Here is a 21,357-nt window from a genome sequence, read left to right on the forward strand (position 1 = left end):
GTGTTCTCGTGCGCGCGTGGCGCACGCCCGGCGGCGAACCCCGCCCCCCGCCCCGGGTGGAGCCGCTGCAAGAATGAGCCCATGCCTAGCGTGGTGATCATCGGTGGAGGTCCCGGCGGTTATGAGGCGGCGTTGGTCGCCAACCAGCTCGGAGCCGACGTCACCGTGGTCGACCGCGACGGCCTCGGCGGTAGCGCGGTGCTCACCGACTGCGTCCCGAGCAAGACGCTGATCGCCACCGCCGAGGTGATGACCGACATGGGGTCGGCCGCCGAGCTGGGCATCAACTTCCACGACGCGCAGGGTGACGCCGCGACGAGCATCCGGGTCGACCTCGGCAAGGTCAACGCGCGGGTCAAGGCGCTGGCCGCCGCGCAGTCCGCCGACATCGAGGACCGGCTGACCCGCCGTGGCATCGGCATCATCAAGGGTCTCGGCCGGCTCGGGAAGGGCGCGGGCCGCGGCGGTGGCGAGGTCATCGCGACGCACCCCGACGGCACGGAGGAGTCGGTCCAGGCCGACGCCGTACTCATCGCGACCGGGGCGCACCCGCGGGTGTCGCCGACGGCGCAGCCGGACGGCGAGCGCATCCTCACGTGGGAGCAGGTCTACGACCTGACGGAGACGCCGACGCACATGATCGTCGTCGGCTCCGGTGTCACCGGCGCCGAGTTCGCCAGCGCCTACCTCGCCCTCGGCGTCCCCGTCACGCTCGTCAGCTCGCGCGACCGCGTACTGCCAGGCGAGGACGCCGACGCCGCGACGGTGCTCCAGGACGTCCTCGAGCGGCGTGGCATGACCATCCTCGGTCGCTCCCGGATGCAGTCGGTGGTCCGCGACGGCGACACCGTCACCGTCACGCTCACCGACGGCCGCACCGTCACCGGCTCGCACTGCATCCTCGCCGTCGGCTCGATCCCCAACACCGCGGGGCTCGGGCTCGAGGAGGCTGGTGTCCAGCTCGACGACGGCGGCTTCGTCCGCATCGACAAGGTCAGCCGTACGACGGCGCCCGGGGTCTACGCCGCCGGCGACTGCACCGGTGGGTTCATGCTCGCCTCGACCGCGGGCATGGCCGGCCGCATCGCGATGCGCCACTTCCTGGGCGACGCCGTGCAGCCGATGGACCTCAAGCAGATCGCGTCCAACGTCTTCACCTCGCCCGAGATCGCGACCGTGGGGTGGTCGCAGGCGGCCATCGACAGCGGCGAGATCCAGGCCGACGTCGTGAAGCTCGAGCTGCAGGGCAACCCCCGCGCGAAGATGCAGGGCATCCACGACGGCTTCGTGAAGCTCATCGCCCGCCGCGGTAGCGGCGTCGTCATCGGCGGCGTCGTCGTCGGTCCCCGGGCCAGCGAGCTGATCCACCCGATCAGCCTCGCCGTGGCCGCGAACCTCACCGTCGACCAGGTGGCCAACACGTTCACCGTCTACCCGTCGCTGAGCGGCTCGGTCGCCGAGGCGGCGCGGAGGCTGCACCAGGTCTGAGGCCCGTGCGGTCGCGCATCATGACCTAAGTCCCGGCCACGAGGGCGGCGACACGCCGTAGACTCCCAGAGGTTTTCAACTTTCTCTGGAGTCACACATGTCACGGACGTCGACGCTCGCGATGGTGGTCGCGACCGCCCTCCTCGGCCCGGCCGCACTGCCGGGCGCGGCATCCGCGCGGACCGCCGAGCCGGCGGTCGCCGTACCCGAGGGGGGTGCGCTGCACCTCACCGGCCACGGCTACGGCCACGGGCGGGGGATGTCGCAGTACGGCGCCGAGGGGGCCGCTCGGCAGGGGCTGACGTCCGCCCAGATCATCGGCTTCTACTACCCGGGCACGACGATCGCGCGTGCCACCGGGAAGATCAGCGTCCGGATCGGCGCGGACACCACGACCGACACCGTGGTCGCCGCGAACAGCCGGCTGGTGGCCCGGGTGGTGGGCAAGCCGTCGCAGAGCTGGTCGCTGCCGAGCCTGCGGCGTGACGCGACCCGCTGGCGGCTCAAGCCGGTCGCCGGCGGCCGCACCGTCCTGGCCTACCAGGTGCCCGGCCACTCCTGGGCCCGCGCGAAGGTGCTCGACGGCACGGCCGAGTTCTTCGCGGGTGGCGCTCCGATCACGCTCTACGTGCCGGGCGGCTCGGCCGCCTACCGCGGCGCCCTCCGCAACGCACCCGCGGGTGACACCGACCGAGACACCGTCAACGTGGTCGGCCTGGAGAACTACGTCCGCGGCGTCGTCGCGCGCGAGATGCCGTCCGGCTGGAGCGCCGCGGCGCTGCAGGCCCAGGCGGTGGCCGCCCGCACCTATGCGGCGTACGACCGCGCGCACGCGCCGGCGAGCCGCTCCTACCAGACCTGCGACAGCACGTCCTGCCAGGTCTACGGGGGCGTCGCGGCCGAGACGCGGGCGACCGACGCCGCCGTCGCGGCCACCAACGGCCAGGTCGTGACGTACGCCGGCCAGCTCGCCTTCACCCAGTTCAGCTCCTCGAGCGGCGGCTGGACCGTGCGCGGCTCGGTGCCCTACCAGGCCGCGAAGGCCGATCCCTACGACGCGTGGGCGGGCAACCGCGTCCATGACTGGACCGCCACGGTCACCGCTGCGCAGGTCCAGGCCGCCTGGCCGTCGATCGGCACCCTGACCGGCGTCCAGGTCCTCGACCGCGACGGCAACGGCGACTGGGGCGGCCGGATCGGCGCGCTCCGGCTCACCGGCAGCAAGGGCGCGGTCACGGTCGACGGCACCGACTTCCGGATGAGGCTCGGCCTCCGGTCGACCTGGCTCAAGCTCGGCTGACCGTCGAGCTCCGGGTCGTCGGGGCGACAACCCGGAGCTCGAGGGGCGAGAACCCGGAAGTCGAGGGGCGAGAACCCGGAAGTCGAGGGGCGAGGACCCGGAAGTCGACGAGGGGTCAGCCGAGGACGAGCACCAGGTCGCCACCGTCGACGGCTTGGGTGCTGCCGAGTGCCAGCCGCTCCACGGTGCCGTCGATGGGTGCGGTGATGGCCGCCTCCATCTTCATGGCCTCGATGGTCGCGACTGTGTCGCCCGCGCGCACCTTGTCGCCCTGGGCGACGACGATGGTGACGACGCCCTGGAACGGTGCGGCGATCTGCCCGGGCACCGAGGTGTCCGCCTTCTCCGCGGCCGCCGCCTCGGCCTCGACCGAACGGTCGCGCACCGCGACCGGACGCATCTGGCCGTTGATGGTGCACATGACGGTGCGGTAGCCGCGCTCGTCGGGCTCGCCGATCGCCTCGACGCCGAGGTAGAGCTGCTTGCCCTCCTCGATCTCGACGACGTGCTCCTCGCCGAAGCGGAGGCCGTAGAGGAACTCCAGCGTCGGCAGGACGGCCACGTCGCCCCACTTCGACCGGGCCTCGGTGAAGTCGCGGTTCGGGCCGGGGAAGAGCAGCCGGTTGAGCGTGCCGCGGCGTTCGCCCGGAGAGTCGCTCGCCAGGCCGGCCTCGTCCTCGGGGGAGAGCTCCTCGGCCGGAGCCTCCCAGCGGCGGCCCTCGATGGCCTTGCTCCGGAACGGCTCGGGCCAGCCGCCCGGCGGGTCACCGAGCTCCCCGTGCAGGAACCCGATGACGCTCGCCGGGATGTCGTACGACGACGGGTCGGCCGCGAACGCCGCCGGGTCGGCCCCCGCGGCGACGAGCGCGAGCGCGAGGTCACCGATGACCTTGGAGGACGGCGTGACCTTCGGGAGCCGGCCGAGGATGTCGTTCGCTGCGGCGTACATGTCCTCGATCTGCTCGAACTTCTCGCCGAGACCCAGGGCGATCGCCTGCTGGCGCAGGTTGGACAGCTGGCCGCCGGGGATCTCGTGCCGGTAGACGCGGCCGGTCGGTGCGGGCAGCCCCGACTCGAACGGCGCGTAGACCCGGCGGGTGGCCTCCCAGTAGGGCTCGAGCGCGTTGACGTTCGCCAGCGACAGCCCGGTCTCCCGCGGGGAGTGGTCGGTGGCCGCGACGAGCGAGGAGAGCGGCGGCTGGGACGTCGTACCGGCCATGGCGGAGCAGGCCGCGTCGACCGCGTCGACCCCGGCCTCGATGGCGGCGGTCAGCGTCGCGAGCTGGCCGCCGGCCGTGTCGTGCGTGTGGAGGTGGACCGGCAGGTCGAACCGCTCGCGCAGCGCGGTGACGAGCGTGCGGGCGGCCGGAGCGCGCAGCAGCCCGGCCATGTCCTTGATCGCCAGCACGTGCGCTCCGGCGTCGACGATCTGCTCGGCGAGCCGCAGGTAGTAGTCGAGCGTGTAGAGCGTCTCGTCGGGGGACGACAGGTCGCCGGTGTAGCAGAGCGCCACCTCGGCGACGGCGGTCCCCGTCTCGCGGACCGCCTGGATCGCGGGCCGCATCTGCTCGACGTCGTTGAGGGCGTCGAAGATCCGGAAGACGTCGATGCCGGTCGCGGTCGCCTCCTCGACGAACGCACGGGTCACGCTGGTCGGGTACGGCGTGTAGCCGACCGTGTTGCGGCCGCGCAGCAGCATCTGCAGGCAGATGTTCGGCACCGCCTGGCGCAGCTCGGCCAGCCGCTCCCACGGGTCCTCGGAGAGGAAGCGCAGCGCGACGTCGTAGGTCGCGCCACCCCAGCACTCGAGCGACCAGAGCTCGGGCGTCAGCCGGGCGACGTGGCCGGCCACCTGGAGCAGGTCGCGGGTGCGGACCCGGGTCGCGAGCAGGGACTGGTGGGCGTCGCGGAACGTCGTGTCGGTGACCGCGACGCGGTCCTGCGCGCGCAGCTCGGCGGCGAACGCCTCGGGACCGACGGCGAGCAGCCGCTGCCGGGTGCCGTCCGGCGCCGGCACCCCCACGGAGAGCGGCGGCAGCTTGGTCACCGGGTCGAGCGTCACCGGAGCGGCGCCGTGCGGCTGGTTGACGGTGACGTCGGCGAGGTAGGTGAGCAGCTTGGTGCCGCGGTCGCCGCTGGCGCGGGCCGTGAGCAGACCGGGGTGGGTCTCGATGAAGCTCGTCGTGATCCGCCCGGCCTCGAAGTCGGGGTCGTCGAGAAGCGCCTGCAGGAACGCGATGTTGGTGGAGACGCCGCGGATCCGGAACTCGGCCACGGCCCGGCGAGCCCGGGCCACGGCGTCGGCGAACGTACGGCCGCGACAGGTGAGCTTGGCGAGCATCGAGTCGAAGTGGGCGTTGATCTCGGCGCCGGAGTAGGTCGTCCCCCCGTCGACGCGGACGCCGGCTCCGCCGGGGGAGCGGTACGTCGTGATGACGCCCGTGTCGGGTCGGAAGTTGTTGGCCGGGTCCTCGGTGGTGATGCGGCACTGCAGCGCCGCGCCGCGGAGGTGCACCGTCTCCTGCGAGAGGCCGAGGTCCGCCAGCGTCTCGCCGGAGGCGATCCGCATCTGCGACTGGACCAGGTCGACGTCGGTGACCTCCTCGGTCACCGTGTGCTCGACCTGGATGCGCGGGTTCATCTCGATGAAGACGTAGTTGCCGTCGGGATCGAGCAGGAACTCCACGGTGCCGGCGTTGCGGTAGCCGATCTGCTGCGCGAACTTCACCGCGTCGGCACAGATCCGCTCGCGCAGCTCCGGCGGCAGGTTGGGCGCCGGAGCGATCTCGACGACCTTCTGGTGCCGGCGCTGCACCGAGCAATCACGCTCGAAGAGGTGCATGACGTTGCCGGCACCGTCGGCCAGGATCTGCACCTCGATGTGCCGCGGCTCGACGACGGCCTGCTCGATGAAGACGGTCGGGTCGCCGAAGGCGCCCTCGGCCTCGCGCATGCAGGTCTCGACGGCCTCCCGCAGCCTGTCGGGCTCGTCGACGCGTCGCATGCCGCGCCCGCCGCCGCCGGCGACCGCCTTCACGAAGAGCGGGTAGCGCAGCTCCTGGGCGGCCGACACGATCTCGTCGACGTCGCGCGAGGGCGGGATGCTGGCCAGGGTCGGCACGCCCGCCGCCTTCGCCGCCGCGATGGCGCTGGCCTTGTTGCCGGTGAGCGTCAGGACCTCGGCGGTCGGGCCGATGAAGGTGATGCCGGCATTGGCGCACGCCTCGGCCAGGGCGGGGTTCTCAGACAGGAACCCGTAGCCGGGATAGACCGCGTCCGCCCCGGCCTGGAGCGCGGCCTGGACGATCGCCTCGGGATCGAGGTAGGCGCGGACGGGGTGGCCGCGCTCGCCGATCTCGTAGGCCTCGTCGGCCTTCAGGCGGTGCTCCGACCCACGATCCTCATAGGGGTACACCGCCACGGTCTTCGCGCCGAGCTCGTAGGCCGCGCGGAAGGCTCGGATCGCGATCTCTCCACGGTTGGCCACCAGGACCTTGTTGAACATGGCGGTAACGCTATCGGCGGTGCAAGTTACCGGTCAGTCGCCGTCTCACCGTGTGCGTCCTTCGCGGCCCACCAGTCCACGGTCTCGCGCGCGCCGACCTCGAGCGGAGTGGGCTCGAGGTCGAGTCGGCGCTGGCTCGCCGAGGAGTCGATGACGAACGGCCGCGCGAACTGGTAGGACATCTCGGCGAGCTCGCGGGTGTCGCGGTGGACCAGTCCGAGGGCGTGCAGCGCCCAGGCCGGGATGCCGTGCACCGCCGGGGCGGTCACGCCGGCGGCCTCGGCGTACGTCGCCACGAGCCGGCGCTGGCTGACGGCCGGCGCCGTCGGCGCGAGCAGGAAGGTGTTCCACAGCGCCTCGTCGTCGGCGGCCCTGATCATGGCCTCGGCGAAGTCGGGGACGTAGGTCCACGAGTGCGGAGCGTCCGCGTCGCCGATGACCCACATCGTGCGCCCGGCCATCACCGTGGGGACCATCCGCTCGCCGGCGTGGGCGTTGCGGACGTGCGGGCCGTAGAAGTCGGACGCCGCGACGCTGACCGTCGGCGTCGCCGACTCGTGGCGCTGGCGGAGCAGCTCGACGCGTACGGCGGCCTTGCCGGTCGACGCCTCGCGCGGCGACGTCTCGGTGATCGGCGCGTCGACGCGGCCGAACGAGTAGAGGCTCTCGGGGAAGACGACCACCGCGCCGGCCTTGCCGGCGGCCTCGAGGACGGCGTGCTCGGCGCGGGGCAGCTCTGCGCGCCACGTGTCGACGCGGTAGGCGCTGGCGTGCATGCAGTCGAAGACGGCGGTGGCGCCGGCCAGGTGGTCGGCCAGCGCGGTCGCGTCGCCGGCGTCGGCGCGACGCCGCTCGACCAGCGGGTGGTCCGGGCCGCTGCCGGACCGGGTCAGCAGGCGGACCGGCCGACCCTGCTCGGCGAGGCGGAGGGCGATGGTGGTGCCGACCGGGCCGGCGCCGATGACGATGTCGCGGGTGGTGCTCATGGGGACTCCTCAGGGCTGGGACGGAGAGCGAGAGCGGTGCTCTCTGAAGCGAGCATGCACCGATCGGAACCAGAAAACAAGAGCGGTGCTCACATTTGTTGACGGTGCTCACTTTTCATGGGCACCATGGCGTCATGCCCGGCACTCCTCGCGACCGCGCCCGCGCCCAGACGATGTCCGACATCGTCCGGATCGGACGCCACCACCTGGCCACCGACGGCGCCGCCGCGCTCTCCCTGCGCGCCGTCGCGCGCGACCTCGGCGTCGTCTCGTCGGCGGTCTACCGCTACGTCAAGAGCCGCGACGACCTGCTCACGCTCCTCGTCGTCGACGGCTACGACGAGCTCGGCGATGCTGTCGACGCGGCGGTCGCCGCCGTCCCCGCTGACGACTTCCCGGGCCGGCAGGCGGCCATCGGACGGGCGGTGCGCACCTGGGGGCTGGCGGAGCCGGCGACATACGCCCTGCTCTTCGGCAGCCCGGTGCCCGGCTACGAGGCGCCCGCGGAGCAGACGATGGGGCCCGGCACGCGGGTGGTGCGAGCGCTGGTCACGCTCTGGGCCGAGGCGTACGCCGCCGGCCGCATGTCGCCGCCCACGGTCGAGGTGACCTCGCCCGCCCTCGCCGCCGGCTTCTCCGCCGCGCGCGAGGAGCTCGACCTCCCCTTGCCCGACGGCGTCATCGCGGCCGGTGTCTTCGGCTGGGCGGCGCTCTTCGGGTGCGTCAGCTTCGAGATCTTCGGCCAGTACGGCGACGACGCGCTGGGCGATCCGGCCGCGCTCTTCGAGCACCACCTGGAGCTGCTCGCCGCGGTGCTGGGTCTCCGCTGACGCCAGGCGCTACGGCACGTCGCGGGAGCTGTTCCGCACCACCTCGTCGTAGCCGCCGTCGGGCGGCACCATCTCGCCGCGCACGCCGAGCAGGCGGATCGGCCGCTCGTCCTCGAGCCCGTCCAGGAGCTCGAGCGCGGTCGATGCGAGCACGGAGGCGTCGTATGTCGGCTCCGGCAGCTTGCGGCTGCGGTTGGTGGTGAAGAACGGCGCGAACCTGACCTTGAGGTGGACCCGCTGGCACGGGCGCCCCTCGCATCGGAGGTCCTCGACGACCTGCGCGGCGAGGGCGCCCACCGCCGCGACGATCTCCTCGCGCCCGACCAGGTCGTGCTGGTAGGTGGTCTCGCGCCCGTGTGCCCGCGGCACCCACGGGGTCGGGTCGACCGTGGTGTAGCCGCCGCCCCGCCCGATCCGCGCGTAGTGGGGCCCCATCGTCGGCCCGAACTCCGCCACGAGCGGGCCCTCCTCGGCGTGCGCCAGGTCGGCGACCGTGGCGATGCCCAGCCGGGCCAGGCGGCCGGCGATCCGCGGGCCGATGCCCCAGATCGCCTGGGTGGGTCGCGGGCCCATCACCGCCATCCAGTTCCCGCGGGTGAGCGCGTAGGTGCCGCGCGGCTTGCCGAAGTCGGTGGCGATCTTGGCCCGGGTGGTCGTGTCGCCGATGCCGACCGAGCAGTGCAGCCCGGTGGCTGCGAGCACGTCGGCCTGGATCCGCCGCGCCACCTCGAGCGGGTCGTCGGTCTCGACGCCGACGAACGCCTCGTCCCAGCCGAGCACCTGCACGGTGGCCCCCGGCACGGCGCGGAGCGTCTCCATGACGACCTCGGAGGCCGCCTCGTAGACGGGCCGGTCCACCGGCAGGAACACCGCCTCCGGGCAGCGCCGCAGGGCCGTCTTGAGCGGCATCCCGGACCGGATGCCGAACTCGCGGGCCTCGTACGACGCCGTGGACACGACCGCTCGCTCGGTCGGGTCACCCCGCCCACCCACGACCAGCGGCAGGCCGGCCAGCTCCGGGTGCCGCAGCACCTCGACCGCGGCCAGGAACTGGTCGAGGTCGACGTGCAGGATCCAGGACGTCACGGACCCATCCTGACGGGTTGCTCAGCGGACCCGGAGCAGGCTCACGAGCGGGCGGTCGTCCGCCGGTCCAGCGCCGGGTCCTGCGTGAGTCCCCGGCGCTGGAGCTCTGGGAGTGGTGGGCTGGGTTCGAGTCCGAGCTCGGATCGGCGACGGGGCTCGAGGCGATCAGGTGGTCGATCGCGACGGCGGGGTCGGCCGCGCAGGCGAGCAGGCGGATGACGGCGCGCTGCTCCCGTCCCCCGAGTGGAAGTCGGTGGCTGTCGTCTGTCGCCTCGAAGGGCCCGAGGACGCCGAACGCGAGTGACGCTCGGCCCCTGTCCGAATCGCCCATGAGCCAGCTCTCTCTTGCTTGGCGAGCCTAGACCCGAGCGGCGCCGATGGCACCCCTCCGCGACTACGGCCGATGACCGTGGGCCAGTCGGTCCAGCACGGCCCGCAGCGGCGGCCACGCGCGGCGGCCGCGCCGGGTCACCGCATAGGCACGCAGCCGCACCCGTGGGTCGGTGAGCGGCAGCACCTTGACGCCTCGCCGCGACGCCCGGCCGCGGGGGAGCAGGGCCACGCCGCGTCCGGCGACGATGAGGTCGTCCACGAGCTCGAGCGCGTCGATCCGGTGCGCGACCCGGGGCGTGAAGCCGGCCATCGAGGCCAGTGTCCGCACGACCTCCTCGTCGGCGGTGTTGCGCGAGTTCACGATCCAGTCGCGGTCGGCGTACGTCGCGAACGGGGCCCGCCCCTCGTCGCTCGGTACGCCGAGCCCCCAGTCCGCCTCCCAGAGGGGGATGACCTCGTGGTCGCTGCTCCAGGACGCCGGCGCGAGGTTGTAGTCGTAGGCGAGTGCGAGGTCGATGTCGTCGCGGGCGAGGAGGTCGAACACCTCCAGCGGCTCGTGCTCGTGCACCCGCACCTCGATGGCCGGGTGGGACTGCGCGAGGTCGTCGATCGCCGGCAGGAGCGAGCGCCGGATCGCCGAGGCGAAGCCGGCCACCCGCAGGACGCCCGCGGGCTCCGCGGACGGATCCAGGTCGAGTCGGGCCGCGTCGACCGCCGCCAGGATCGTGACCGCGTGTTCGGCCAGCCGCCGGCCGGCCGGCGTCAGCCGCACCCGCCTCCCGTCCGGCTCCACCAGCGGCGTACCGACCTCGCGCGCGAGCGCGGCGATGCCCTGAGAGACGCTGGAGGTGGTGGTGACCAGCTCGGACGCGACCTCGTGCATGGACCCGAGCCGGGACAGCTCGAGCAGCAGGCGGAGGCGGCGCAGGTCCATGCCATCGATTGTGCTGATCAGGTGAACGGTATGTCCAGGAAAGTCACGTGGACGTGAACGGAAATGGCGCGTTGACTGAGAGACATGTCCCGAACCTCAGCCCGTACCGGTGTCTCGATGGCCGTCGCCTCGATGCTCTGCGTCCAGCTCGGCCTCGCCGCCTCGGTCGGGCTGATCGACCAGGTCGGGGCGGAGGGTGCGGCCTGGCTCCGGCTCACCTGGGCGGGCCTGCTGCTGCTCGTGATCGTGCGGCCGCGTCGGTCGATGTTCGGCCCCGGCGCGCTGCCGACGACGGTCGCGCTCGGCGTCGTGACCGCCGGCGTGACGCTGCTCTTCATGGCGTCGATCGCCCGACTGCCGCTCGGCATGGCCAGTGCGTTGGAGTTCCTCGGCCCGCTCGGCGTGGCCGTCGCCAGGAGCGCCGGTCTCGCCCGGATCTGGGCCGCCTCGGCGGCCGTCGGCGTGCTCCTGCTGACGCAGCCGTGGACCGGCACCGCCGATCTGGCCGGTGTCGCGTTCGCGCTCGGCGCGGCCGTGTGCTGGGCGGGCTACATCCTGCTCACCCAGCGGGTCGGCGACACGGTCAGCGGGATCGCGGGCCTGTCGGTCTCGATGCCGGTCGCCGCCGTCGTGGCGACCGTCGTCGCGGGACCCGAGGTGCTCGGCCGTCTCACGCCCGAGCTCGTGGTGGTCGGTCTCGGCCTCGCGATCCTGCTGCCGGTCGTGCCCTTCATCCTGGAGCTCCTCGCGCTGCGTCGGCTCAAGACCGGAGCGTTCGGCACCCTGATGGCGCTGGAGCCGGCCTTCGCGCTCACGATCGGCTTCGTGGCGCTGCACCAGGTGCCCAGCCCGCTCGCGGCGCTCGGCGTCGGCTTCGTGGTGGCTGCGGGCATCGGCGCGGAGCGCAGCGGCGCCCGCCACGAGGACGCGGCGGCCCGCGCTGGTGCGGAGGAGCCGGCGGTCCCGGTCCTCACGTAGCGATACGGCTGACACGATGGTCTCGTGAACCCGTGGCTTCAGGCGCTCCTCGCCGTCCTCGCCGGGTTGCTCTGCCTGTGGGTCGTGCTCGTCGCGGTGCTCTACCTCGCCGGCCGCCGCTACGACGACCCGCCGCGTGTGCGGGAGGTCCTACGCCTCCTGCCCGACGTGGTCCGCCTGCTCCACCGTCTGGTGAAGGATCCGGCCCTGCCCCGTGGCGTCCGGGTACGGGTGCTCGTGCTGCTGGCCTACCTGGCGCTCCCGATCGACCTGGTGCCCGACTTCATCCCGGTCATCGGGTACGCCGACGACGTGGTGATCGTCGCGCTGACCCTGCGGTCGGTCACCCGGGTCGCCGGCGCCGACGCCCTCGACCGGCACTGGCCCGGCACCCCGGAGGGGCTGCGGGCGGTCAAGCGGCTCGCCGGGCTGGCGCGCTGAGCCCGGGAAGCACACGACCGCCCTGGCCGGGGCTCACCCGGCGGGCGGTCGTGTGGTGAAGCTCGCTGGTCCGTCAGCCGCCTCTCGGCGAACGGCCGCTCGTGGCGGCAAGAATTGAGGCCCGGGGGCATGAGTCGAACCAACTGACGTGATCAACGGGGGAGGGCCGGCATCCATTCCGGGCCCTCCTGTGGGCGTCGTCACGCCCGTGGCAGCTGCCGGGTCAGTCCTTGATCTCGCAGATGACGGCGCCGTTGGTGACGGTCTCGCCGACGGCGACGGAGAGGCCGGTGACCGTGCCGGCCTTGTGGGCCTTGAGCGGCTGCTCCATCTTCATGGCCTCGATGACGACGATGGCCTCGCCCTCCGCGACGGTCTGGCCGTCCTCGACGACGACCTTGACGATGGTGCCCTGCATGGGGGAGGTCACGGCGTCGCCGGAGACGGCCGAGCCGGCCTTCTTGCCCGCGGCGCGCTTGGGCTTCTTCGCGCCGGCGGCAGCGCCACCGGTCGACAGACCACCGAGCCCGGCCGGGATGACGACCTCGATGCGCTTGCCGCCGACCTCGACGACCACTGATCGCTTGTCCTCGGCCTCGGGAGCGTCGGCGTGGTCGCCGGCGTAGGGCTGGATCTGGTTGTCGAAGTCGGTCTCGATCCAGGTGGTGTAGACGTCGAAGGACCCCTCGCCGGTCGGGTTGGACGCACCGACGTAGGCCGGGTCCTCGATGACCGCCCGGTGGAACGGGATGACGGTGGGCATGCCGTCGACCACGAACTCCGCCAGCGCACGGCGGGACCGCTCGAGGGCCTGGGTGCGGTCGCGGCCGGTGACGATGAGCTTGGCGATGAGGGAGTCGAACGAGCCGGGGATGGTCTCGCCCTTCTCGTAGCCGCCGTCGACGCGGACGCCGGGGCCCTGCGGCGGGGCCCACTCGGTGAGGGTGCCGGGGGCGGGCATGAAGTTGCGGCCGCCGTCCTCGGCGTTGATGCGGTACTCGATGGAGTGGCCGCGGATCTCGGGGTCGTCGTAGCCGAGCTCCTCGCCGGCGGCGATGCGGAACATCTCGCGGACCAGGTCGAGGCCGGTGACCTCCTCGGAGACGCAGTGCTCGACCTGGAGGCGGGTGTTGACCTCGAGGAAGGAGATGGTGCCGTCCTGGCCGACCAGGAACTCGCACGTGCCGGCGCCGACGTAGCCGGCCTCGCGCAGGATCGCCTTGGACGAGGCGTAGAGCCGCTCGATCTGCTCCTCGGAGAGGAACGGTGCGGGGGCCTCCTCCACCAGCTTCTGGTGGCGGCGCTGCAGCGAGCAGTCGCGGGTGCTCACGACGACGACGTTGCCGTGGCTGTCGGCGAGGCACTGGGTCTCGACGTGTCGGGGCTTGTCGAGGAACTTCTCGACCAGGCACTCGCCCCGGCCGAACGCGGTCACGGCCTCGCGCACCGCCGACTCGAACTGCTCGGGGATCTCCTCGAGGGTCCGGGCGACCTTCAGGCCGCGGCCGCCGCCACCGAAGACGGCCTTGATCGCGACCGGAAGGCCGTTCTCACGGGCGAACTCGACGATCTCGTCGGCGTCCTTGACCGGCTCCTTGAGGCCCGGAGCCAGCGGGGCGTTGGCCTTCTGCGCGATCTGCTTGGCCTTGGCCTTGTCGCCGAGCGCCTCGATCGCGGAGGGCGGCGGGCCGATCCAGATCAGCCCGGCGTCGATGACGGCCTGGGCGAAGTCGGCGTTCTCGGCCAGGAAGCCGTAGCCGGGGTGGACCGAGTCGGCGCCGGCCTGCTTCGCGGCGGCGACGATCTTCTCGATCGAGAGGTAGGAGTCGGCGGGCGTCGCGCCGCCGAGGGAGTAGGCCTCGTCGGCCAGGCGGACGTGCAGCGCGTTGGCGTCGGGCTCGGCGTAGACCGCCACGCTCGCGATGCCGGCGTCCTTGGCGGCGCGGATGACCCGGACGGCGATCTCGCCCCGGTTCGCGATCAGGACCTTGGACAGCGGCTTGCTCAACTCAGTACTCCTCGGTTCGACGGCCACCTGACTCTAGCGGGCGATGTCCGGGACGAGGGTGTGGCACCGATCACCGTGAGGTCAGTGCCCGGCGGGGTACTCCCGCTGGGCGGCGACCGTCCTGACCAGCGTCCCGAAGACCGCCTCGTCGACGGTCACGCCCGCCTCGCGCAGGGCGAGCACGGCCGCTCCGACGGCTCCGTCGTGCACGACCAGAGGCTGCGGGGCGTCGCCCTCTCCGGCGTACGTCGCCAGGACGGCGTCGCGCAGGGCGGGATTGCGCGCGAGCACGCCGCCGCCCATGACCACCGGTCCGGTGACCTCCGGTGAGCTGACCGCCCGCAACGTCGCCGCGAGGGCGCGCGCCGCGCCGGTCACGATCGCATCGGCGACCGGGTCGCCGGCCGCGTCGAACGCCAGCACGGCCAGGTCGGCGAGGCGGACCGGGCGGGCCGTGTAGACGTACCCGGCGAGCGCCTGCGTCGCCTCGCGCGCCGGGAGGCCGGCCGGCACGTCGAGACGGGTCCGGACCGCGGTCGTCAGGGCCGTGCCCGGGCCGCGGCCGTCGAGGTCGGCGAGGGCGGCACGCGCCACCCGCTGGCCGATCCAGAACCCTGATCCGTCATCGCCCAGCAGCCAGCCGAGGCCGTCGGCGACCGCCTCCTGGCGGCCGTCGTCCACCCGGATCGCGGCCGCTCCTGTGCCGGAGACCAGACCGTAGCCGTGGAGCAGATGGGTGCCGGAGCAGAACATCGCGAGCAGGTCGCTCGCGAAGACCGGCCGGGCGGGCAGGCCCGACTCCGCCAGGCGACGGCCGAGCTCGTCGCGGTGGGCTCCGGAGCCGGCACCGGCAGCGGCCAGCAGGACCAGGTCGACGTCAGCTGGTGCGGCACCGGCCGCGGCGAGCGCGGCCAGCGCACTGCTCGCCATGGACGCGGCGGCGACCTCGGCCCCCGAGGAGATCGGATTGCCGCTGGCGCCGCGGCCGAAGCCCCGGCAGCGGCCCCCGGCGTCGACCAGGAGCGCACGCGTGCTGGTGCCCCCGGCGTCGATGGCGAGAACGGCGGTCATCGTTACCTATTCGTGACGTTGAGGTGCTTGTGATGTATCACACAACTGTAAGAAGTTTTCCTGAACATCCCCTAGGGCCTGACATGGATTTTCATTGGACACGACGGCACCTCGGATAGCGGACACGCTAGACCGGTTCGGCACCAGCGGCCGGATCCGTGCGGCCATGTCCGGGATGTCGGCTGCGATGGCGAAGCTCGGCTCGCTGCTGCTGGAGGATCCGGCGCTGCCGTTGCACCTCTCCATCACCGAGCTGGCCCAGCGCGCGGGGACCTCGCCGGCCACCGTCACCCGGTTCTGCCGCGCCCTCGGCTACGCCGGCTATCCGACCCTCCGCGTGCGCGTGGCCGCCGAGCAGGGCAGGTCGAGCGCGCACGAGACCTGGGAGGCCGACATCGGGCGCGCCTTCCGGCCGGACGACCCGCCCGCGCAGGTCCTCCGGACGCTGGTCAACGCCCACACGGTCGCGCTCGCGACGACGGCCGAACGCGTCGACACCGAGCTCGCCGCGCGGATCGCCGCGGCGATCGCCCGGAGCACGCACGTCGACATCTACGGCATCGAGGGGAGCGCCACGTTCGCGCGCGAGCTGCAGGCGCGGCTCTACCGCATCGGCATCAACGCGCACGCCTGGGGAGAGGTGCACGCAGGGCTCACCAGCGCGGCGCTGCTCAGCGAGGGCACCGTCGCGATCGCGTTCTCCAACACCGGTCGGACCGACGAGGTCATCGAGATGCTCAGCCTGGCGAAGTCGTCCGGGGCGTACGCCGTCGCGGTGACGAGCACCCCGACCTCGCCGCTCGCCGCGGTCGCCGACGTCCACCTCACCGCCAGCGCGCCGGGCGAGTACCTCCAGCCCGACGACCTCTCGGCCAAGCACGCGCAGATGTTCCTCGTTGACCTGCTCTACCTGCTCGTCGCCCAGCTCGACTTCCCGCGCACCACCAGCATGCTCGCCGCATCGGCGGCAGCCGTGTCCCCCCACCGCCGACCGCCGCGGGCCGGCCGGACCCCCCACTCCTGAGAGGACCCCGATGACGACCGTGTTCTCCGCCTTCTCCGCCGAGGTCAGTCGCAGGCTGGCCGCGCTGGACGACGACGTGTCCTCCGGCCGGCTGGACCCGGCTATCGACCTGATCGTCGACGGGCTGCGCAAGGGCGGCGTGGTGCAGGCCTTCGGCACCGGTCACTCGCAGGCGTTCGCGATGGAGGTCGCCGGCCGGGCGGGCGGCCTGATCCCGACGCACGCGCTGTCGCTGCGCGACATCGTGCTGCACGGCAGCCGCGACGTGACCGCGCTGGGCGGGAGCTCGCTGGAGCGGGACGACACGGTCGTCGACGAGCTCTTCGGGCTCTACGAGCTCGACCCGGCCGACGTGTTCGTCATCGCCTCCAACTCCGGCGTCAACGGCTCCATCGTCGGTGTCGCGCTGCGCGCGAAGGAGGCCGGGCACCCGGTCATCGCCGTCACCAGCCTCGAGCACACCAACGCGGTCACCCCGAAGCACCCCAGCGGCAAGCGGCTCTCGGAGGTCGCCGACGTCGTTATCGACAACCGGGCGCCGTACGGCGACACGACGGTCGACCTCGGTGACGGACTCGCCGCCGGCGCGGTCTCGTCGATCACCGCCGCCTACATCGCGCAGCTCCTCACCCTCGGCGCAGCCGACCGGCTCCGCGCGGCCGGCGAGGTGCCGCCCCTCTACGTCTCCGCCAACGTCCCCGGCGGCGACGAGCACAACGACGTACTCAAGCAGCGCTACGGAAGCCGGATCGGGGGGCTCGCGTAGCGGGACAGCAGCAACGAACCACCAACCCACAACCGGACAGGAACCCGTCACCTCGAGCGAAAGGCAACACACGATGTCAGACCAGATCGGTCGCTTCGACCGTCGCACCCTCCTGCGGGGAGCGCTCGCCACAGCGGCGCTCGCGCCGCTCTCCAGCGCGCTCGCCGCCTGTGCGGGCGGAGGTGACGACAACTCCAACAAGCAGTCCGGCGGCAAGAAGAGCGCCACCAACCCGTTCGGGCTCGCCGAGACGGGCAGCGTCGAGGCCGTCATCTTCAACGGCGGCTACGGCTACGACTACGTCACGTTCGCCGCCGACCAGGTGAAGAAGAAGTTCAGCGGTGTGAAGATCAAGGTCTCACCGACCACCAAGATCGCCACCGAGCTGCAGCCGCGGTTCGTCGGTGGCAACCCGCCGGACCTCATCGACAACTCGGGCGCCGACGCGATCGGCTTCAACACGATCGCTGCCCAGCTGTCCACGCTCGACGACGTCTTCGACGCCAACAACTACGAGGGCACCAAGATCCTCGACTCGCTCTACCCGGGTGCCAAGGACCCGGGCACGTTCGACGGCAAGTTCGTCGCCCTCAACTACGTCATGACGGTCTACGCCGTCTGGTACTCGCAGTCGCTGTTCGACGCGAACGGCTGGACCCCGCCCAAGACCTGGGACGAGGCCATCGCGCTCGGCCAGAAGGCGAAGGCCAAGGGCAAGTACCTGTGGGTGTGGGGCAAGGAGGCCGCGACCTACTACCAGACGATGCTCGTCGACTCGTCCATCAAGCAGGGCGGCGACGAGGTCCGGCTGGCACTGGAGAACCTGCAGCCCAAGTGCTGGTCGCTCCCGGCCGTCCAGAGCGGGATCAAGGCCCTCGAGACGATGGTCAAGGAGAAGATGTTCGTGCCCGGTGGTGCGGGCACCCAGTTCACCGCCGCGCAGGCGAAGTGGAGCCAGGACCAGCAGGCCCTTCTCTACCCGTCGGGCGGCTGGATCGAGAACGAGATGAAGGACGCCACCAAGCCGGACTTCAAGATGACCGGCTTCCCGACCCCTACCTCGGACACGAGCTCGTCGATGCCCTACGAGGCGATCCGCGCGGGCGCGGGCGAGCCGTTCGTCGTTCCGTCCCAGGGCAAGAACGTCGCCGGCGGCAAGGAGATCCTGCGCGCCATGCTGTCGAAGGACGCGGCGACGAACTTCTCCAAGACGCGTCTGGCGCCGACCATCGTCAAGGGCATCGTGCCCGCCGACGGGTTCGGCTCCACGGCGCTCGTCTCGCAGACGTCGATGCTGGACTCGGCGGGCGACAACATCTTCAACTACCAGTTCGTCGACTACTACGGGCTCAACACCGACCAGCTCGTGCCCTGGAACTCGTTCCTCTCGGGTGCCATCGATGGCGCTGCCCTGACCAAGGCGCTGCAGGACATCACCGACAAGGTCGCGAACGACTCCTCCGTGAAGAAGCTCAAGATCACGTGACCACCAGCACCACCGCGAGCCCGACGACGGGCGGCCGGCCTCCGGCCGCCCGGCGTCGGCGCCGTCCGTCGCTCGACCGCATCACCTTCATGGCGGCCTTCCTCGGCCTGCCGTTGGTGATCTTCGTCGTCTTCGTGGTGTGGCCGGTCCTGCAGGCCCTCTACTACTCGATGACCGACTGGTCGGGCTTCACGCCCAACATGAACTTCACGGGCCTGGACAACTACCGCAAGCTGGCCCACGACGACATCTTCCTGCACGCGGTCCGCAACAACATCGAGCTGGCGATCGTGGTGCCGCTCGTGACCATCGTCGCCGCCCTCGCGATCGCCGTCGTCGTGACCGTCGGGGGACCGAGCAGCGGCACGATCCGCGGCATCCGCGGTGCGGGCGCCTACCGGGTCGTCTCGTTCTTCCCGTACGCCGTCCCGGCGATCGTCATCGGCCTCATCTGGGCGCAGGTCTACGACCCGGCGGCGGGACTCCTCAACGGCGTCCTGACGGGCCTCGGGCTCGACAGGTTCGAGAACTTCGCCTGGCTCGGTGAGGTGAGCACGGCGATGCCCGCCTCCATGTTCGTCATCATCTGGGCGTCGGTCGGCTTCTACACGGTGCTGTTCGTCGCCGCGATCAAGGGCGTGCCGGCGGAGATCTACGAGTCGGCCCGGCTCGACGGCGCCGGCCGGTTCCGCACCAGCTGGTCGATCACCCTGCCGCTGATCCGTGACAACGTGCAGACGGCCTACATCTACATCGGCATCCTGGCGCTCGACGCGTTCGTCTACATGCAGGCGATGAACTCCGGCGGCGGCCCCAACAACTCGACGCTGACCATGAGCCAGTACCTGCTGACGACGGCCTTCAAGAAGGGGCAGTTCGGCTATGCCACGGCCATGGGCGTGACCCTTGCGCTCATCACGCTGGCGTTCGCCGCGCTGGTCTTCCTCGTCAACTACCTGACGGGCGGCCACGAGAGGAGAGTGCGTCGATGAGCGCAGCAGTGACCGAGCATGCCCTCCCGGAGCAGCAGGGCCAGAGGCAGCGGAACCGGGGAACGACCCACGCCGGCGACACGGCGGTCGAGGTCACCTCACACGTGCTCCTGATCGTCTGGTCGGTCATCGTGATCGTGCCGTTCCTGTGGGTGCTGCTGTCGTCCTTCAAGACGACGCGGGAGATCCTCGGCTCGCCCTTCTCCCTGCCCGCCCACTGGCAGCTCGACAACTACGTCAACGCGTGGACCGACGCCGGCATCGGCCGGTTCTTCTTCAACACCGTCATCGTGGTGGGGGCGTCGCTGTTCCTCGTCATGCTGCTCGGGGCGATGTGCGCCTACGTGCTGGCCAGGTTCACGTTCCCGGGCAGGCGGCTCATCTACAACTCGATGCTGGCCGGCCTGACCTTCCCGATCTTCCTGGTGATCGTGCCCCTGTTCTTCGTGCTGAAGAACATCGGGCTGATCAACACCTTCCCTGGCCTGATCCTCACCTACGTCGCGTTCGCACTGCCGTTCACCGTCTTCTTCCTCCACGCGTTCTTCAAGGCGCTGCCGGAGGACGTCTACGAGGCGGCGATCATCGACGGCGCCAGCGAGTGGCGGGCGTTCTTCTCGATCATGCTGCCGATGGCGGGGCCGGGGATGGCGAGCGTCGCGATCTTCAACTTCCTCGGGCTGTGGAACCAGTTCCTGCTGCCGGTCGCGCTCAACACCAATCAGGACCACTACGTCCTCACGCAGGGGATGGCGTCGTTCGCCTCGCAGGCCGGCTACTCGGTCGACTTCGGCGCGCTCTTCGCCGCGGTCGTGATGACGGTGCTCCCGGTCCTGGTCGTCTACCTGATCTTCCAGCGGCGCCTGTCCGGCTCGGTGGCTCGGGGAACGTTCCGCTGAGGACTCCCGCCGACAGGTTAATGAACGCTAACCTGTCGGCATGTCCACATCGAACGGATACGGCGAGCTGTCCCGGGAGCACGAGGAGTTCCGGCGCGTCGTGCGCGACTTCGCCGAGGCGGAGATCGCGCCGCACGCCGCCCAGTGGGACCGTGACCACCACTTCCCGGTCGACGTCGTGCAGAAGATGGGCGAGCTCGGCCTCTTCGGTCTGACGGCGCCCGAGGAGTACGGCGGCGCCGGCGGCGACTTCACCTCGCTGTGCGTGGCCATCGAGGAGCTCGGGCGCGTCGACCAGTCGATGGGCATCACCCTCGAGGCCGGCGTCGGCCTCGGGATCAACCCGATCCTCACCTACGGCACGGACGAGCAGAAGAAGCAGTGGCTGCCCGAGCTCGTCGCCGGCCGGGCGCTGGCCGGCTTCGGCCTCACCGAGCCGGGTGCCGGGTCCGACGCGGGGGCGACCCGGACCCGGGCCGAGCTGGTCAACGACGAGTGGGTGGTCAACGGCGCCAAGCAGTTCATCACCAACTCGGGCTCCTCGATCACCAGCCTGGTCACCGTCACGGCACGGACCGGCGTCAACGCCGACGGCAAGCCGGAGATCAGCGCGATCGTCGTACCGTCAAACACGCCGGGGTTCACCGCCGAGAAGGCCTACGAGAAGCTCGGCTGGCACGCGTCGGACACCCACCCGCTGACCTTCGAGGACGTGCACGTGCCGGCCGGCAACCTGCTGGGGGAGCGCGGCCGGGGCTACGCCCAGTTCCTCGCGACGCTCGACGACGGCCGGGTCGCGATCGCGGCGCTCGCCGTGGGCCTCATCCAGGGCTGCCTCGACCTGTGCGTCTCCTACGCCGGGCAGCGGCAGACGTTCGGCGTCCCGATCGGCCGCAAGCAGGGCGTGGCCTTCCAGGTCGCCGACCTCGAGGTCATGCTGCACGCCGGCCGGCTGCTCACCTACCGCGCCGCCGCGCTCAAGGACGCCGGCGCGCCCATCAAGGAGTTCAAGCAGGCCGCCGCCATCGCCAAGCTCTACACCTCCGAGTCGGCGGTGACGGCCACGCGGATCGCCACCCAGGTCTTCGGCGGCTACGGGTTCATGGAGGAGTACGCCGTCGCGCGGTTCTACCGCGACGCCAAGATCCTCGAGATCGGCGAGGGCACCTCCGAGGTCCAGCGGATGCTGATCGCACGGGGTCTCGGTCTGCCCGTCGAGTGACCACTCCT

Annotated in this window: 17 protein-coding genes; 11 read left to right on the plus strand and 6 right to left on the minus strand. The window is 71.6% G+C overall.

From position 1 onward, the window contains the following. Positions 1-81 precede the first annotated feature (81 nt). Both QDS12_RS06115 and QDS12_RS06120 read left to right on the plus strand, forming a co-directional pair. Positions 82-1,488: an NAD(P)H-quinone dehydrogenase gene (locus QDS12_RS06115; RefSeq protein ID WP_279877730.1), complete on the plus strand. Its 1,407-nt coding sequence runs from the start codon at positions 82-84 to the stop codon at positions 1,486-1,488. A 97-nt stretch (positions 1,489-1,585) separates the two neighbouring features. Continuing rightward, positions 1,586-2,788, plus strand: coding sequence for a SpoIID/LytB domain-containing protein (locus QDS12_RS06120; protein WP_279877732.1), 1,203 nt, complete (start codon positions 1,586-1,588; stop codon positions 2,786-2,788). A 115-nt stretch (positions 2,789-2,903) separates the two neighbouring features. On the opposite strand, the gene QDS12_RS06125 is transcribed toward QDS12_RS06120, so the two are convergent. Next, complete coding sequence (locus QDS12_RS06125) at positions 2,904-6,293, minus strand: pyruvate carboxylase (protein WP_279877734.1); 3,390 nt, start codon at positions 6,291-6,293, stop codon at positions 2,904-2,906. Positions 6,294-6,319: 26 nt separating this feature from the next. Then, positions 6,320-7,279 carry an NAD-dependent epimerase/dehydratase family protein gene (locus QDS12_RS06130; protein ID WP_279877736.1) on the minus strand — a complete coding sequence of 320 codons (960 nt, stop codon included), beginning with the start codon at positions 7,277-7,279 and terminating at the stop codon, positions 6,320-6,322. Between the two features lie 134 nt (positions 7,280-7,413). Between QDS12_RS06130 and QDS12_RS06135 the strand changes: the two genes are divergently transcribed. After that, positions 7,414-8,109, plus strand: a complete 696-nt coding sequence (locus QDS12_RS06135; protein ID WP_279877738.1) for a TetR-like C-terminal domain-containing protein — start codon at positions 7,414-7,416, stop codon at positions 8,107-8,109. A 9-nt stretch (positions 8,110-8,118) separates the two neighbouring features. On the opposite strand, the gene QDS12_RS06140 is transcribed toward QDS12_RS06135, so the two are convergent. Next, positions 8,119-9,195 (minus strand): DNA polymerase IV, encoded by a 1,077-nt coding sequence (locus QDS12_RS06140; RefSeq protein ID WP_279877740.1) that lies wholly within the window; start codon positions 9,193-9,195, stop codon positions 8,119-8,121. Between the two features lie 394 nt (positions 9,196-9,589). Further along, positions 9,590-10,462: a LysR substrate-binding domain-containing protein gene (locus QDS12_RS06145; protein ID WP_279877743.1), complete on the minus strand. Its 873-nt coding sequence runs from the start codon at positions 10,460-10,462 to the stop codon at positions 9,590-9,592. 84 nt (positions 10,463-10,546) lie between these two features. On the opposite strand from QDS12_RS06145, the gene QDS12_RS06150 reads away from it, so the two are divergent. Both QDS12_RS06150 and QDS12_RS06155 read left to right on the plus strand, forming a co-directional pair. Then, positions 10,547-11,440, plus strand: coding sequence for an EamA family transporter (locus QDS12_RS06150; protein WP_279877745.1), 894 nt, complete (start codon positions 10,547-10,549; stop codon positions 11,438-11,440). 24 nt (positions 11,441-11,464) lie between these two features. Next, complete coding sequence (locus tag QDS12_RS06155) at positions 11,465-11,881, plus strand: DUF1232 domain-containing protein (protein ID WP_279877747.1); 417 nt, start codon at positions 11,465-11,467, stop codon at positions 11,879-11,881. A gap of 223 nt (positions 11,882-12,104) precedes the next feature. Here QDS12_RS06155 and QDS12_RS06160 read toward each other — a convergent pair whose 3' ends face one another. Together QDS12_RS06160 and QDS12_RS06165 are read right to left on the minus strand one after the other, a co-directional pair. After that, a complete protein-coding gene (locus QDS12_RS06160; protein ID WP_279877749.1) occupies positions 12,105-13,889 on the minus strand; it encodes a biotin carboxylase N-terminal domain-containing protein in 1,785 nt (594 codons plus the stop codon). A gap of 81 nt (positions 13,890-13,970) precedes the next feature. Then, positions 13,971-14,960, minus strand: a complete 990-nt coding sequence (locus QDS12_RS06165; protein WP_279877751.1) for a BadF/BadG/BcrA/BcrD ATPase family protein — start codon at positions 14,958-14,960, stop codon at positions 13,971-13,973. 94 nt (positions 14,961-15,054) lie between these two features. Between QDS12_RS06165 and QDS12_RS06170 the strand changes: the two genes are divergently transcribed. The 6 genes from QDS12_RS06170 to QDS12_RS06195 all read left to right on the plus strand — a co-directional run bounded on the left by QDS12_RS06170 (position 15,055) and on the right by QDS12_RS06195 (position 21,349). Then, positions 15,055-15,984, plus strand: coding sequence for a MurR/RpiR family transcriptional regulator (locus tag QDS12_RS06170; RefSeq protein ID WP_279877752.1), 930 nt, complete (start codon positions 15,055-15,057; stop codon positions 15,982-15,984). Positions 15,985-15,994: 10 nt separating this feature from the next. After that, positions 15,995-16,750, plus strand: a complete 756-nt coding sequence (locus tag QDS12_RS06175) for an SIS domain-containing protein (RefSeq protein WP_279877753.1) — start codon at positions 15,995-15,997, stop codon at positions 16,748-16,750. Positions 16,751-16,823: 73 nt separating this feature from the next. Further along, the gene (gene ngcE / locus QDS12_RS06180) at positions 16,824-18,236 is read left to right on the plus strand and encodes an N-acetylglucosamine/diacetylchitobiose ABC transporter substrate-binding protein (protein WP_279877755.1); all 1,413 of its coding nucleotides are present in this window, start codon (positions 16,824-16,826) and stop codon (positions 18,234-18,236) included. Beyond that, entirely contained in the window at positions 18,233-19,228 is a 996-nt protein-coding gene (locus QDS12_RS06185) for a sugar ABC transporter permease (RefSeq protein WP_279877758.1), read from the plus strand. The genes ngcE and QDS12_RS06185 overlap by 4 nt, the downstream gene beginning before the upstream one ends. Further along, the gene (locus QDS12_RS06190) at positions 19,225-20,127 is read left to right on the plus strand and encodes a carbohydrate ABC transporter permease (RefSeq protein WP_279877760.1); all 903 of its coding nucleotides are present in this window, start codon (positions 19,225-19,227) and stop codon (positions 20,125-20,127) included. Before QDS12_RS06185 ends, QDS12_RS06190 begins: the two co-directional genes overlap by 4 nt. A 40-nt stretch (positions 20,128-20,167) precedes the next feature. Then, a complete protein-coding gene (locus tag QDS12_RS06195; protein WP_279877762.1) occupies positions 20,168-21,349 on the plus strand; it encodes an acyl-CoA dehydrogenase family protein in 1,182 nt (393 codons plus the stop codon). Positions 21,350-21,357 lie beyond the last annotated feature (8 nt).

This window comes from Nocardioides sp. CER19 (genome assembly GCF_029846275.1).
Taxonomy (GTDB): Bacteria; Actinomycetota; Actinomycetes; order Propionibacteriales; family Nocardioidaceae; genus Nocardioides.

Bases quoted from the DNA above. Each gene is read 5' to 3' on its own strand.
- QDS12_RS06115 (WP_279877730.1), top strand. From the start codon at position 82: ATGCCTAGCGTGGTGATCATCGGTGGAGGTCCCGGCGGTTATGAGGCG.
- QDS12_RS06120 (WP_279877732.1), top strand. From the start codon at position 1,586: ATGTCACGGACGTCGACGCTCGCGATGGTGGTCGCGACCGCCCTCCTC.
- QDS12_RS06125 (WP_279877734.1), bottom strand. From the start codon at position 6,293: ATGTTCAACAAGGTCCTGGTGGCCAACCGTGGAGAGATCGCGATCCGA.
- QDS12_RS06130 (WP_279877736.1), bottom strand. From the start codon at position 7,279: ATGAGCACCACCCGCGACATCGTCATCGGCGCCGGCCCGGTCGGCACC.
- QDS12_RS06135 (WP_279877738.1), top strand. From the start codon at position 7,414: ATGCCCGGCACTCCTCGCGACCGCGCCCGCGCCCAGACGATGTCCGAC.
- QDS12_RS06145 (WP_279877743.1), bottom strand. From the start codon at position 10,462: ATGGACCTGCGCCGCCTCCGCCTGCTGCTCGAGCTGTCCCGGCTCGGG.
- QDS12_RS06150 (WP_279877745.1), top strand. From the start codon at position 10,547: ATGTCCCGAACCTCAGCCCGTACCGGTGTCTCGATGGCCGTCGCCTCG.
- QDS12_RS06165 (WP_279877751.1), bottom strand. From the start codon at position 14,960: ATGACCGCCGTTCTCGCCATCGACGCCGGGGGCACCAGCACGCGTGCG.
- QDS12_RS06175 (WP_279877753.1), top strand. From the start codon at position 15,995: ATGACGACCGTGTTCTCCGCCTTCTCCGCCGAGGTCAGTCGCAGGCTG.
- ngcE (WP_279877755.1), top strand. From the start codon at position 16,824: ATGTCAGACCAGATCGGTCGCTTCGACCGTCGCACCCTCCTGCGGGGA.
- QDS12_RS06190 (WP_279877760.1), top strand. From the start codon at position 19,225: ATGAGCGCAGCAGTGACCGAGCATGCCCTCCCGGAGCAGCAGGGCCAG.
- QDS12_RS06195 (WP_279877762.1), top strand. From the start codon at position 20,168: ATGTCCACATCGAACGGATACGGCGAGCTGTCCCGGGAGCACGAGGAG.